Origin of the sequence: Phenylobacterium sp., from assembly GCF_044358365.1 — a bacterium.
In the GTDB taxonomy this organism is placed as follows: Bacteria; Pseudomonadota; Alphaproteobacteria; order Caulobacterales; family Caulobacteraceae; genus Phenylobacterium.
Genome location: NZ_JBIKNZ010000089.1, coordinates 1 through 12,102, shown reverse-complemented (window position 1 = coordinate 12,102; position 12,102 = coordinate 1). Strand labels below are relative to the sequence as shown.

Below are 12,102 nucleotides of genomic sequence, written 5' to 3'. Positions count from 1 at the left end.
CGATGCCGGTGACAGCGAGGCAGGCGGCCATGATGACGGGGTCTACGAGGGTGACACCGCCCAGATCGTCGCGGAGATCAAGGAACTGCTGGACACCCGGATCCGTCCCGCCGTCGCGCAGGACGGCGGTGACATCCTCTTCAACCGCTTTGACGTGGCCACAGGCGTGGTCTGGCTCAACATGCGCGGCGCCTGCTCCGGCTGCCCTTCTTCGTCGGCGACGCTGAAGTCCGGGGTGGAGAACATGCTGAAGCACTATGTGCCGGAAGTGACGCGGGTCGAGCAGGCCCTTTAAGCGGCGTCGCGAACCGGCTAACGGGGCTCCATGATTGTCCTGGGGCTGGATACCTGCCTGAATGCCTGCTCAGTCGCTGTGCTTGATGGCCCGACCGTGCTGGCCCACCACACCGCCCTGATGGCTCGGGGTCATCAGGAGCGACTGGCGCCCATGGTACAGGCCGCGATGGCCGACTCCGGGATTCCGTTTGATCGCCTGCAGCGGATCGGCGCCACCGTGGGGCCGGGCTCCTTCACGGGGTTGCGGGTCGGCGTGGCCCTTGCCAAAGGCCTGGCCTCGGCGCTGGCGATACCCGCAGTCGGAGTCGGGACGCTCGAAGCCCTCGTCGCGGACCAACCTGGCCTGGCGGTAGCGATCTTGGATGCCCGTCGCGACCAGGTCTATCTCCAGGTCTTTGAATCCGGGGTGGCCCTGATGGCGCCCGACGTCTTGCCGTTGGGAACCGCGGCGGCCCGGCTGGCCGAGTTGAGCAATGGTCGGCCGGTCACCCTGATCGGCTCGGGCGCGTCCTTGCTGGCGCCGGCTTTTCCTGACGCGGTGATCCGCGCGCCCGACGGCTGTGATCCGCGGCTGGTCGCCCGCCTTGCGGCTACACGTGCGAGCACCCCGATACGGCCCCTGTATCTGCGGGCGCCCGACGCCCGGTTGCCCGCATGAACGTGAGTTTCGCCGTTCCGGTCGATGCGCCCGACATGGCCGCCGTTCACGCCCAGGCGTTCGACAAGCCCTGGGACGAGACCGATTTCGAGGATCTTCTGGACGGCGAGGGCATCTTCGGCGTGGTCGCCCGCGACCCCGGGCCAGCCGGCGCGCTGATCTGCCGGGCGGTTGCTGGCGAAGCAGAGGTCCTGACGGTGGGCGTTGCAACGGCTTCCCGCCGCCGGGGCGTCGGTCGTGCGCTGATGGAAATGGCGATCACCCGGGCGCGGTCGATGCAGGCCCAGGAAATGTTCCTGGAGGTCGACGTCGCCAACTTCGGCGCCGTGGCGCTCTACACGAGCCTTGGATTTGTGCAGACCGGCCTGCGCAGGGGCTACTATGACCGGGGCGAAGCTGGACAGGCTGACGCGCTCGTTATGCGTCTCGACCTGACGTCGCCGCCGAACTAGACCTGTCGAAACGGGAAGGGAGAACACCTCGTGTCGGACCGAATCGAGAAGCTCTGTCTGGCCAAGAACATGCGCATGACCGATCAGCGCCGGGTGATCGCGCGCGTGCTTTCGGTGTCGTCAGACCATCCTGATGTCGAGGAGCTTCACCGCCGGTCGCATGCGGTGGACCCGCACATTTCCATCGCCACCGTCTATCGCACGGTGCGGCTGTTCGAGGAGGCCGGGATTATCGACCGGCTGGACTTCCGCGATGGGCGCTCGCGGTATGAGGAACACAGCGATGACCATCACGACCATCTGATCGACATGAAGACCGGCAAGGTTGTGGAATTCGTCGACGCCGAGATCGAGGCGCTACAGGAAGCGATCGCCCGCAAGCTGGGCTACCGGCTGGTGGACCACCGGCTGGAACTGTACGGGATGCCTCTGGAGGATTGATGGTCTACGCCTTCGCCCGCATCCGCATCAGGCCTTCCTGGGCGACCGAGGCCACCAGCGTTCCATCCTCGGTATAGATCGAGCCCCGGATAAATCCGCGCCCGCCTGAGGCGGACGGGCTGTCGTGCGCGTAGAGGTGCCACTGGTTGAAGTCCGTGGTCTTGTGGAACCACATGGCGTGGTCGAGGCTGGCCGACTGAGAGCCCGGCGTCTGCCAGTGCACGCCATGGGGCCGCATGCCGGTGGACAGCAGGTTCATGTCGGAGGCGTAGGCGAGAATAACCTGATGCATGTGGGCGTCATCGCCGATGGGCGTGCGGCAGCGGAACCAGTTCTGGGCCACGGCTGGCTTGGGGCCGTTGCGCCAGTAATTCCGGGCGTCCTCGGCCCGCATTTCGATCGGCCGTTCGCGGCCGGCCCACTTCTTCATCTCCTCTGGCGCCGTCTTCATGAACTCCCGCATCATTTCCGCTTCGTCGGGCAGTTCGCTCCAGTGTGGCCCGGGCGGCATATCGGACTGATGTTCGAAGCCCGCCTGCGGGGCCATGAAAGAGGCGGCGAGGTTGAAGATCTGCTCTCCATGCTGCACCGCCACCACGCGGCGCGTCGTGAAGCTGCCACCATCACGGGACCGGTCCACTTCGAAGACAATGGGTATGCGCGGATCACCCGGCCGAATGAAATAGCAGTGCAGTGAGTGGCACACACGCTCTTCCACCGTCTCATAGGCCGCCAGCAGGGACTGGGCGATCACCTGGCCGCCAAAGATGCGCGGGCCCATGCCGTCGGGGGTGATGCCTCGGAACAGGTTCAGCTCCAGGCGTTCAAGCTGGAGGGATTCCACGAGGGTCTGGACGGCGTCGGTCACGATCTGGCGGCCATGCTGCAATTGCGAAGGCGCGTGGATTACGCCCCGCCCGCTCTTGCGGCAAGCGGCCCTTGCCGAGAGGGCAGTCCTGGCCCCATGTTGCCGCCATGGGGGACGTAGCGGAAGCCATAAGACCGATCTGGCGCACGCCGCTCGCCGCCGTGCTGGCCGGGTGGATGGCGATTGTCATTGGCGCGACCCTTTCGTCAGGGCGACTGATGGAGTTCGTGCCCGGCGAGGCGCTGCCGGTGCTGGCGGTGGCGGTCTATGCCGCGCCGCTTCCGATCCTGCTGGGCTGGAGCATCTGGGCCATGTTACGTGAGCCCGCGACCGCCTGGCTGGCGCCGACCATGTTCCTGGCCTTCTGTGGCGCCTTCGTACCCGCCTTCGGGCCGCTGCTGGAGATCGGAACCCGGCTTAATTTCGAATCCCGCCGGGCGGTGTACGACGCCATCGTCGCCGAGGCCGCCCGCACACGTGCGCTCGGTGGGTCTGATGGCGCAGTGACCGGTCAGCGCGACGGCGTGCGCTACCGATATCGCGCCGATCGCCCCGGCGAGATCGACTTTATCTGGGCGCGGACCGGCGCCTTCGCCGAGGGAATTCTCTATGACAGCAGCCCCTGTGTGGGGCGTCCGGGGATGCTCTGCGCCGATCGGGGTGAACTGTTGGACGGCTTCTACAGCCACTACAGGTACATCTTCTGAAGCTTGACGGCCCGCCGCCCAGAGGCCTTTTGACCTGCCATGTCCTTCGACTGTTCCGTCCTGACCATGTTTCCCGAGGCTTTTCCGGGGCCGCTTGGCGTGTCGCTGATCGGCACGGCCTGGCGCGAGCAGGGCCTCTGGTCGCTGGAAACAGTGGACATTCGCGGCTTTTCCAAAGATAAGCGCGGCTTCCTGGACGACACCCCTGCGGGAGGAGGTCCGGGTCAGGTGATGCGAGCGGACGTCATCGCTTCTGCACTCGACAGTGTGGAGCGGCGGGGGCGGCCGCTTTTGTACATGAGCGCCCGGGGAAAACCCCTGACCCAGGCGCGGGTTCATGAGTGGTCCAGAGGGCCGGGACTGATCGTCCTCTGCGGTCGGTTCGAGGGGGTGGACCAGCGGGTGCTCGACGCCCGCGGGTTCGAGGAGGTCGCTGTGGGCGACGCGGTGCTCGCCGGCGGCGAGGCGGCGGCGCTGGTGGCGATCGAGGCGTGCGTACGGCTGGTTCCGGGGGTTCTGGGGCAGGCTGAGAGTTTGAGTGAAGAAAGCTTCGAGGACGGTCTCCTCGAACATCCGCAGTACACACGGCCGCGAACGTTCGAAGGACTGGATATCCCCGAGGTGCTGCTCTCGGGTCACCATGCGGATATCCGCAAATGGCGGCAGGGGATGCGGCAGGAGACCACGCGGAAACAGCGGCCCGATCTGTGGGACCGGCTGCCCGCCAATCAACAGGCAAAGGGCGATAAAGCCCGGAAGGATTGAGTAAAATGGCTGCGAACATCATTCAGGAATTGCGCAAGGAAGAAGCCGACCGCCTGCTGGCCGTCCGGCAGATCCCCGAGTTCCGCCCCGGCGACACGGTGCGCGTGAACGTGAAGATCAAGGAAGGCGAGCGCGAGCGCGTCCAGGCCTATGAGGGCGTCGTGATCGCCCGTGGCGGCCAGGGCATCGACGAGAGCTTCACCGTCCGCAAGATTTCCTTCGGCGAAGGCGTGGAGCGGGTTTTCCCGATGCTCTCGCCCAACATCGAATCCATCGAAGTGAAGCGCCGCGGCGTCGTCCGGCGCGCCAAGCTCTATTACCTGCGCGACCGCCGCGGGAAGTCGGCGCGGATCGCCGAACGTCAGATGAATACCAACAAGGCCGTCGCGGAGACCGCCTCGGAAGGCTAGGACTGACCGTCACGTCAGACCAATTCGGCGGTTGGAGCAATCCAGCCGCCGTTTTTGTATCTATGGTTCAACATAGCCAGCCGCGCACTGCGGCAGGCCGTCGTCCAGCTTCAGCCAGTCCAGCTTGCCCGACACCCAGATGTGGACGGTGGGCGCAATGGCGTCCGGATCATCGAGCGTCGCCAGCGAGACGCCCAGCCGCGCGGGGGCATCCTTGGGCCGGGCGAACATCGGGGTTCCGCAGCGGGCGCAGGACAACCGGTCAATGCGCGGCGATGAGGGCCAGGACGTTGTCGCGCCGCTCCAGGTGATATCTTCCGCACGGAAGATCGCCCTTGCGAAAAACGGCGCACCGGTCGCCTTCTGGCAAAGTCGGCAGTGACAGACCCGGACATTGGCGGGCGCGGCCGCCGATGCCCACCGTACCTGTCCGCAAAGGCAACCACCGGCGCAGGCGGTCACGGGACCTCGGCCACGTAGTCGCCCAGGGTCCTTGCAAGGTAGTCGAACATCAGCCGGATGCGCGGCGTGCCGCGCAGGGTCTCGTGCATGCAGATCCAGACCTCGAGCTTGAAGCTGAACGCGCCGGGCAGAACCGGAACCAGATTGTTCCGCCGACCCACCTGATGCTGGCAGACCCCGATTCCGAACCCGGCTTTCAGCGCCGCGAGCTGGGCCGCGTCGTTGTCTGTGCGCAGCGCAAACAGGTCGCGGGTGATCGGCACGCCAATGTTCAACTGGTTGACCAGCTCCGGGAAATTCCGGTCGAAGCCGATCAGGGTGTGAGCCTTCAGGTCGTCGAAGCCCTGCGGTTGACCCTTCCGCGCGATATAGTCAGCGGTGGCGTAGAAGCCGAGGCTCAGGTCGCCGACTTTCTTGGCGACCAGGCTGTTCTGGGTGGGCCGCGACATCCGAACCGCCACATCGGCGTCACGACGAGTCAGGTCCTCCAGCTTGTTGGACAGGGTCAGCTCCACGTCGATACCGGGATGAGCGTCGTGGAAGCCGGCCAGAATCTCCGGAAGAACCTCGATGCCTACGATCTCGCTGGCAGCCAGGCGAACCACCCCGCCCTCGCCGGAAGCGACGCCAGTTGCATCACGCCCCGCAGCGCTGGCGGCGGCGTACATGTCGGCCAGGTGCGGCAGGAATGCCAACGCCAGGTCCGTAGGCTGCAGACCTCTGGGGCTACGCAGGAACAGGGGCGCGCCGAGCTGGCGTTCGAGTTGGTCGATGTGACGACCCAGGGTCGGCTGGGTCAGGCGCCGGATCTTGGCGGCGGCGGAGAAACTGCCGGCCTCCAGAACGGCGTGAAGGCTCTGCAGAAGGTCCCAGTCGGGTGTGTGAGGCATGCGTCAGTGAATAGCTGCTCTACTTCAAAAGGCAATTCCGTTCGCTGCCGCCCAGGTTCAGGTTTCGGCCCGACGGAGATCCGACATGACCCAGACTTCTCAACCCCTTGCCCTCGTGATCGGCGCCACCGGCGGCCTCGGCGGCGCACTTGCCGACCGGCTTGTCACGGCCGGCTGGCGGGTTCGAGCCCTCAACCGCAACCCGGATCTGGCCCGACCCGGTTCCCCCGATCTGGAGTGGGTCAAGGGCGACGCCATGGTCGAAGCCGACATCGTGTCGGCGGCCCAGGGCGCGCAGATCATTGTCCATGCCGTCAACCCGGCCGGATACAAGAACTGGGCCGGTCTGCTGATGCCGATGCTCAACAACACGATCGCCGCCGCGAGGGCCTCGGGCGCGCTGATTCTGTTGCCCGGCAACGTCTACAACTATGGCGAAGACGCCCTGCCGCTCATCTCCGAAACATCGCCGCAGACGCCGATCAGCCGCAAGGGCGCGATCCGGGTGCAGATGGAACTGGCGCTGCGCGCCGCAGCCGAAGACGGCGTCCGGAGCCTGATCGTCCGGGCCGGTGACTTCTTCGGCCCCAAGCTGATCAGTGGCAGTTGGCTGACACAGGGCCTGCTGAAGCCGGGTCGGCCGGCGACTGCGGTCACCTATCCGGGCCCGTTGGAAATCCCCCATGCGTGGGCCTATCTACCGGACCTGGCGGAAACGTTTGTGCGGCTTCTCGACAAGGACCTTGCTCCGTTCGAGGTATTCCATTTCCAGGGCCAGCAGGTCACAGGGCGCGAACTCGTTGAAGCCCTGGAGATCGCGGCGGAACGCAAACTCCCCGTCCGCCGTTTGCCGTGGTTCGTCCTGATCGCGATTTCGCCATTCAACGAGATGCTGCGCGAGATGTTGGAGATGAAGTATCTCTGGGACCGGCCCGTGCTGCTGGACAACAGCCGGCTGGTGGTGAAGCTCGGCGCCGAGCCGCGCACGGCTTTGCCCGTCGCCATGCAGGCCGCGCTGGCCGGGATGGGGTCGTTGCCCGCTGAGGGACTCCGCGCCGCCGCCTGAGGCCGGATTTTCCCGCTGTATGGCTCTGGACGCAGGCGGCGCCAAAGACCTACATGCGGCCCATGGCCGGCAAGACACTCTATGACAAGATCTGGGACGCACACGTCGTCGACGAAACCGACGGCGAAGCGATCCTCTACATCGACCTGCACCTGATCCATGAGGTGACAACGCCGCAGGCGTTCGCCGGCCTTCGGGCGAACCGCCGAGCCGTGCGCAGGCCCGACCGCACCCTGGCCGTGGCGGATCACAATGTGCCGACCGAGGGTCAGGCGCTGGGCGTCGATGCGGTGGCGGACCTGGAGGCGCGGCTGCAGCTGCAGACCTTGACGAATAACGTCGCCGACTTCGGGATCGAGTATTTCCCTATGGGCGATATCCGCAACGGCATCGTCCATGTGGTGGGGCCGGAGCAGGGCCGGACCCAGCCGGGCATGACCATAGTCTGCGGCGACAGCCATACCTCGACGCACGGCGCATTCGGCGCCCTGGCCCAGGGCATCGGCACTTCGGAGGTCGAGCACGTGCTGGCCACCCAGACGCTGCGCCAGAAGAAGTCGAAGAACTTCCGCGTCAACATCGAGGGTGAGCCCGCCCCGGGCGTCGGCGCCAAGGATTTCGCGCTGGCGGTGATCGGCGCGATCGGGACGGCGGGTGGTACGGGGTCTGTCATCGAATACGCCGGATCGGCCATCCGGGCGCTGTCGATGGAAGGCCGCATGACACTCTGCAACCTGACCATCGAGGCCGGCGCGCGGGCGGGCCTGGTGGCGCCCGACGAGACCACATTCGCCTATCTGATGGGTCGTCCGGCGTCGCCCAAAGGCGGCGGCTGGGAGATGGCGCTCAGCTACTGGAAGACGCTCTACTCCGACGACGACGCGGTGTTTGATCGCGAGATTCATCTGGACGCAGCCACCATTGCGCCGCTGGTCACCTGGGGCACCAGCCCGGAGGACGTGGTGGCGGTCACCGGCCATGCGCCGGACCCCGCCGACTTCGACGCGCCGGACAAGCAGGCCGCCATCGCCCGCGCTCTGGACTACATGGGCCTGACCGCCGGCCAGCCCATGACCGACGCGAAGGTCGACGTGGTGTTCATCGGCTCGTGCACCAACAGCCGGATCGAGGACCTGCGCGCGGCCGCCGCCATCGTGCAGACCGCCTTCCTGAACGGCCGTCTCGTGGCGCCGCACGTACGGGCCATGGTGGTGCCGGGCTCAGGCCTCGTCAGCCATCAGGCCGAGGAAGAGGGACTGGACGCGATCTTCAAGGCCGCCGGTTTTGAATGGCGCGAGCCGGGCTGTTCGATGTGCTTAGGGATGAACCCCGACCGGCTGACCCCCGGCCAGCGCTGCGCGTCCACCTCCAACCGCAACTTCGAGGGCCGCCAGGGCCGCGGCGGACGCACCCACCTGATGAGCCCCGCCATGGCCGCCGCCGCCGCCATCGCCGGCCATATCGCCGATGTGAGGGATTTCCTGTAAGGTTGACCAACTTGGTCAAGGGGCGCATTTTCAGGCCATGAAGCAGGTCAACCTCTACGAGGCGAAGACCCACCTGTCGTCGCTGGTCGAGGAAGCGGCGGCCGGCGAAGAGGTCATTATCGCCAAGAACGGCAAGCCATGCGCGCGGCTGGTGGCGTTGGACGTCGCGTCCGAGGTAAAGCCCCGCCGAAGAGAATTCGGGCAATGGGGCCGCAAGTATGGATATGTCGCGCCCGACGTTTTTCCTGAAACCACAGCGGAAGAAATCGCGCTCTGGGAAGACGGCCCGGTCTTCCCTCCGGATGACCCAGCTTGAGCGGCTTCCTGCTCGACAGCCACGTGTTTCTCTGGCTGGTCTCGGGGTCGAGACCGATCCGTCAATCGGCCCGCAGCGCGATCGGGTTGGATAACCAGGCCTTGTTCATGAGTACGGCGAGCGTCGCTGAACTCTGCATCAAGAACAGCCTTGGAAAACTTCCGCTGCCGCCTGAGATCCTGCGCGATCCGGCCCAGGGTTTTGCCGAAATCCTCGAGGAAAACTCTATTTCTCCACTGCCGATAACGGTCGCTCACGCAGCGGGCCTGCGAAACCTTCCGCTGCATCATGGTGACCCGTTTGACCGGCTCATGATCGCCCAGGCGCTAGCCGAAGGACTCACCATGGTCACCCACGATCGCACCTTCGCGCGCTATAACGGCCTCTCCGTGCTATGGGCTTGAAACCATGATCACCGCCCTCGACCACATCGCCATCGCCGTTCGCGACTTTGAAGCGACCGTTGACGCCTACCGCCGGCTGTTTGGCCGCGAGCCTGATCTGGAGCCGGGCGACGGCGCGCATCGGGCCTGGTTCCGTTTCCCCAACATGGCTTTCGAGATCATTGCGCCCGGCGATGATCACCCGGGTCATCAGGTCCGCAAGCGCCTCGAGGACGCCGGCGAGGGCCAGTGGCTGGCCGCTTTCCAGGTGGACGACGTGGCCGGTTCGACACGCCTGCTGGAGCGGCGCGGCCTGGCGGTGGAGCCGATGGGCGCGCTGAGCCGGGTTCAGGCCGCCGGATTACACTTCCTGCTCTGGCCCAGCCGCGCACCCACGACATCGCCGGCCACGGGCGATGAGGCCGCCGCAGTCGCCGAGCTCGATCACGTCGTCGTCCAGACCCCGAACGCCGACCGCGCCGTCGGTATCTATGGGGCCAAGTTCGGCATGGACCTGCGGCTGGACCGTTCCAACGAACAGTGGGGCGTGCGCCAGCTGTTTTTCCGCTGCGGCAGCGCCGTGTTCGAAGTGGCCGCCAGCCTGAAAACCGCCCCCACCGACGGCCCTGACAGCTTCGGCGGTCTAGCCTGGCGGGTGAGCGATCCCGAGGCGGCGCGCGCCCGGATGATCGCCGAGGGGTTCAATGTCTCTGAGGTCCGCACGGGCCGCAAACCCGGCACCAGGGTCTTTACGGTGCGCGATGCGCCAGGGGGCGTGCCGACATTGATGCTACAACAGAACGCGGATCCCGCCTGATGGAACCCTTCACCCGCCTGGACGCCAAGTCGGCCCCCCTGCCGCTGGCCAATATCGACACCGACCAGATCATCCCGAAACAGTTCCTCAAGACAGTGGAGCGGGCGGGCTTGGCCAAGGGACTGTTCTACGACCTGCGCTTTGACGAACAGGGCGTGGAGAAGCCGGACTTCGTGCTGAACCGGCCTGAGTACAAGGGCGCGGGCGTGCTGGTGACCGGCGACAACTTCGGCTGCGGGTCCAGTCGCGAGCATGCGCCCTGGGCGCTGATGGATTTCGGGGTCAAGGCGGTGATTTCCACCAGCTTCGCCGACATCTTCTACAACAACTGCTTCCAGAATGGCCTGTTGCCGGTGGTGCTGAAGGCCGAAGAGGTCGCCCAGCTGATGGACGAGGCGCGCGGCGGCAACCACGTGGTGAGCATCGACCTGGAGACCCAACGCGTCACCTCGCCGTCGGGCAAGGTGTTCGCCTTCGAGATCGATCCGCAGCGCAAGCAGAAGATGCTTCTGGGCCTGGACGCCATTGGCGAGACTCTGACCGCCGCCAGGTCCATCGACACCTACGAGATGAAGCGTGCGCTCGCCCAGCCCTGGCTGGAGGAGGCATGAAGGTCATCATCGCCGGCACCGTGCGGGTGCCGTCGGAAAACATCGAGAAGCTGCGCCCGCACATGCTCACGATGCTGGCGGCCAGCCGGGCCGAGGACGGGTGTGAGACCTATTCCTATGGTTTCGACGCCAGGGACGAAGGTCTGGTCCGGGTTTTCGAGATATGGCGCGATCAGGCGGCGATCGAGGCCCACTTCAAGGCGCCGCACATGGCGCCCTGGCGGGAAGCCAGCGTAGAGCTTGGGGTTTTCGAGCGCAAGCTCAACCTCTATGAGGTCGCCTCCGAACGCGCTCTAGGCTGAAGGCCCGACACCATGACCGATCTGCTGCTCCTGCCCGGTGACGGGATCGGGCCGGAAGTGACCGCCCAGGCGCGTCGCGTCGCAGAGGCCCTGACGCCAGATCTGAAAATCGCGGAAGGCCCGTTCGGCGGCAGTAGTTTTGACGCCCATGGCAGCCCGCTGACGGACGATACCCTGGCCGCCGCCAAGGCCGCCAAGGCCGTCCTGATGGGCGCCGTCGGCGGTCCCCAGTGGGCCAGTGCCCCGCGTGACAAGCGCCCCGAGGCCGGCCTGCTCGCCTTGCGCGCCGGTATGGGCGTATTCGCCAACCTGCGCCCGGCGCTGTGCTTCCAACCCCTGGCCGACGCCTCCAGCCTAAAGCGCGAGGTGATCGAGGGGCTGGACCTGATGATCGTGCGCGAACTGACCGGCGGCATCTATTTTGGCAGCCCACGCTTTATCGAGGACCTGCCGGGTGGCGGTCAGCGGGCCGTCGACACCCAGGTCTATACGACCGCCGAGATCGAACGCGTCGCCCGCGTAGCCTTCGAACTGGCCCGGGGCCGGCGCAACAAGGTGACCAGCGCCGAGAAGTCAAACGTGATGGACAGTGGCCTGCTGTGGCGTCGCGTGGTCACCGCCCTGCATGCCCGCGACTATGCCGATGTCGAGCTGGAACATATCCTGGCCGACAACGCCGCCATGCAGATCGTCAAGAATCCCAGGCAGTTTGACGTGCTGGTCACCGACAATCTTTTCGGCGACATCCTGTCGGACATCTCGGCCCAGCTGACCGGTTCGCTGGGCATGCTTCCGTCGGCGGCGCTGGGCGTGGCGGGCATGCCCGGCCTCTATGAGCCGATCCACGGCTCGGCGCCGGATATCGCCGGGCAGGGCGTGGCCAATCCGCTGGCCTCGATCCTGTCGTTCGAGATGGCGTTGCGCTGGTCGCTGGGTCGTCCGGCAGAGGCTGACCGGCTATACGCCGCCGTGGGCCGCACCCTGGCCGACGGTGCACGCACGCGCGACCTCGGCGGATCGCTGACCACGGTGCAGATGGGCGATGCAGTGCTGGCCAACCTCTAGGTGTCTGGTCCCGGAGTGTGGGGGAATCAGCCAAGCTGATCCTTCATTCCGGGAGGACCTATGGGCCAGATACTCCATGGCAGCGCCACGACCACGTACGCCGTC

At 66.1% G+C, this 12,102-nt stretch carries 18 protein-coding genes; 15 read left to right on the top strand and 3 right to left on the bottom strand.

Annotation, left to right across the window (positions count from 1 at the left end; genetic code table 11):
* From ACIQ3B_RS16700 to ACIQ3B_RS16685, 4 genes are all read left to right on the top strand, one after another.
* On the top strand, nucleotides 1-295 hold a 295-nt coding region (locus ACIQ3B_RS16700; protein WP_397404574.1), incomplete at its 5' end, for a NifU family protein.
* A gap of 33 nt (nucleotides 296-328) precedes the next feature.
* Nucleotides 329-955, top strand: coding sequence for a tRNA (adenosine(37)-N6)-threonylcarbamoyltransferase complex dimerization subunit type 1 TsaB (tsaB, locus tag ACIQ3B_RS16695; RefSeq protein WP_397404578.1), 627 nt, complete (start codon nucleotides 329-331; stop codon nucleotides 953-955).
* Nucleotides 952-1,407 (top strand): ribosomal protein S18-alanine N-acetyltransferase, encoded by a 456-nt coding sequence (gene rimI, locus ACIQ3B_RS16690; protein WP_397404572.1) that lies wholly within the window; start codon nucleotides 952-954, stop codon nucleotides 1,405-1,407. The genes tsaB and rimI overlap by 4 nt, the downstream gene beginning before the upstream one ends.
* Before the next feature lie 69 nt (nucleotides 1,408-1,476).
* Nucleotides 1,477-1,848 (top strand): Fur family transcriptional regulator, encoded by a 372-nt coding sequence (locus ACIQ3B_RS16685; RefSeq protein WP_397404576.1) that lies wholly within the window; start codon nucleotides 1,477-1,479, stop codon nucleotides 1,846-1,848.
* Nucleotides 1,849-1,852: 4 nt separating this feature from the next.
* Here ACIQ3B_RS16685 and ACIQ3B_RS16680 read toward each other — a convergent pair whose 3' ends face one another.
* Nucleotides 1,853-2,716 (bottom strand): acyl-CoA thioesterase, encoded by an 864-nt coding sequence (locus ACIQ3B_RS16680; protein WP_397404570.1) that lies wholly within the window; start codon nucleotides 2,714-2,716, stop codon nucleotides 1,853-1,855.
* A 107-nt stretch (nucleotides 2,717-2,823) separates the two neighbouring features.
* Between ACIQ3B_RS16680 and ACIQ3B_RS16675 the strand changes: the two genes are divergently transcribed.
* From ACIQ3B_RS16675 to rplS, 3 genes are read left to right on the top strand one after another with little or no spacing between them, the layout of a single operon-like run.
* Entirely contained in the window at nucleotides 2,824-3,423 is a 600-nt protein-coding gene (locus tag ACIQ3B_RS16675) for a hypothetical protein (protein WP_397404568.1), read from the top strand.
* A 39-nt stretch (nucleotides 3,424-3,462) separates the two neighbouring features.
* Nucleotides 3,463-4,188 (top strand): tRNA (guanosine(37)-N1)-methyltransferase TrmD, encoded by a 726-nt coding sequence (gene trmD, locus ACIQ3B_RS16670; RefSeq protein ID WP_397404566.1) that lies wholly within the window; start codon nucleotides 3,463-3,465, stop codon nucleotides 4,186-4,188.
* 5 nt (nucleotides 4,189-4,193) lie between these two features.
* On the top strand, nucleotides 4,194-4,598 hold the full coding sequence (rplS, locus tag ACIQ3B_RS16665) for a 50S ribosomal protein L19 (RefSeq protein WP_397404564.1): 405 nt from the start codon (nucleotides 4,194-4,196) through the stop codon (nucleotides 4,596-4,598).
* Between the two features lie 60 nt (nucleotides 4,599-4,658).
* On the opposite strand, the gene ACIQ3B_RS16660 is transcribed toward rplS, so the two are convergent.
* Both ACIQ3B_RS16660 and ACIQ3B_RS16655 read right to left on the bottom strand, forming a co-directional pair.
* Complete coding sequence (locus ACIQ3B_RS16660) at nucleotides 4,659-5,060, bottom strand: GFA family protein (protein ID WP_397404562.1); 402 nt, start codon at nucleotides 5,058-5,060, stop codon at nucleotides 4,659-4,661.
* Nucleotides 5,057-5,950 (bottom strand): LysR family transcriptional regulator, encoded by an 894-nt coding sequence (locus ACIQ3B_RS16655; protein ID WP_397404560.1) that lies wholly within the window; start codon nucleotides 5,948-5,950, stop codon nucleotides 5,057-5,059. Before ACIQ3B_RS16655 ends, ACIQ3B_RS16660 begins: the two co-directional genes overlap by 4 nt.
* 85 nt (nucleotides 5,951-6,035) lie before the next feature.
* On the opposite strand from ACIQ3B_RS16655, the gene ACIQ3B_RS16650 reads away from it, so the two are divergent.
* From ACIQ3B_RS16650 to leuB, 8 genes are all read left to right on the top strand, one after another.
* Entirely contained in the window at nucleotides 6,036-7,016 is a 981-nt protein-coding gene (locus ACIQ3B_RS16650) for an NAD-dependent epimerase/dehydratase family protein (RefSeq protein ID WP_397404558.1), read from the top strand.
* Between the two features lie 62 nt (nucleotides 7,017-7,078).
* A complete protein-coding gene (gene leuC, locus ACIQ3B_RS16645; RefSeq protein WP_397404556.1) occupies nucleotides 7,079-8,503 on the top strand; it encodes a 3-isopropylmalate dehydratase large subunit in 1,425 nt (474 codons plus the stop codon).
* Nucleotides 8,504-8,540: 37 nt separating this feature from the next.
* On the top strand, nucleotides 8,541-8,819 hold the full coding sequence (locus ACIQ3B_RS16640; RefSeq protein ID WP_397404554.1) for a type II toxin-antitoxin system Phd/YefM family antitoxin: 279 nt from the start codon (nucleotides 8,541-8,543) through the stop codon (nucleotides 8,817-8,819).
* Complete coding sequence (locus ACIQ3B_RS16635) at nucleotides 8,816-9,223, top strand: type II toxin-antitoxin system VapC family toxin (RefSeq protein ID WP_397404552.1); 408 nt, start codon at nucleotides 8,816-8,818, stop codon at nucleotides 9,221-9,223. The genes ACIQ3B_RS16640 and ACIQ3B_RS16635 overlap by 4 nt, the downstream gene beginning before the upstream one ends.
* A 4-nt stretch (nucleotides 9,224-9,227) precedes the next feature.
* Nucleotides 9,228-10,019, top strand: coding sequence for a VOC family protein (locus ACIQ3B_RS16630; RefSeq protein WP_397404550.1), 792 nt, complete (start codon nucleotides 9,228-9,230; stop codon nucleotides 10,017-10,019).
* Nucleotides 10,019-10,630, top strand: coding sequence for a 3-isopropylmalate dehydratase small subunit (leuD, locus tag ACIQ3B_RS16625; protein WP_397404547.1), 612 nt, complete (start codon nucleotides 10,019-10,021; stop codon nucleotides 10,628-10,630). Before ACIQ3B_RS16630 ends, leuD begins: the two co-directional genes overlap by 1 nt.
* Nucleotides 10,627-10,932, top strand: coding sequence for a putative quinol monooxygenase (locus ACIQ3B_RS16620; RefSeq protein ID WP_397404545.1), 306 nt, complete (start codon nucleotides 10,627-10,629; stop codon nucleotides 10,930-10,932). The genes leuD and ACIQ3B_RS16620 overlap by 4 nt, the downstream gene beginning before the upstream one ends.
* Nucleotides 10,933-10,944: 12 nt before the next feature.
* The gene (gene leuB / locus ACIQ3B_RS16615; RefSeq protein ID WP_397404543.1) at nucleotides 10,945-11,997 is read left to right on the top strand and encodes a 3-isopropylmalate dehydrogenase; all 1,053 of its coding nucleotides are present in this window, start codon (nucleotides 10,945-10,947) and stop codon (nucleotides 11,995-11,997) included.
* The last annotated feature ends 105 nt before the right edge of the window (nucleotides 11,998-12,102 follow it).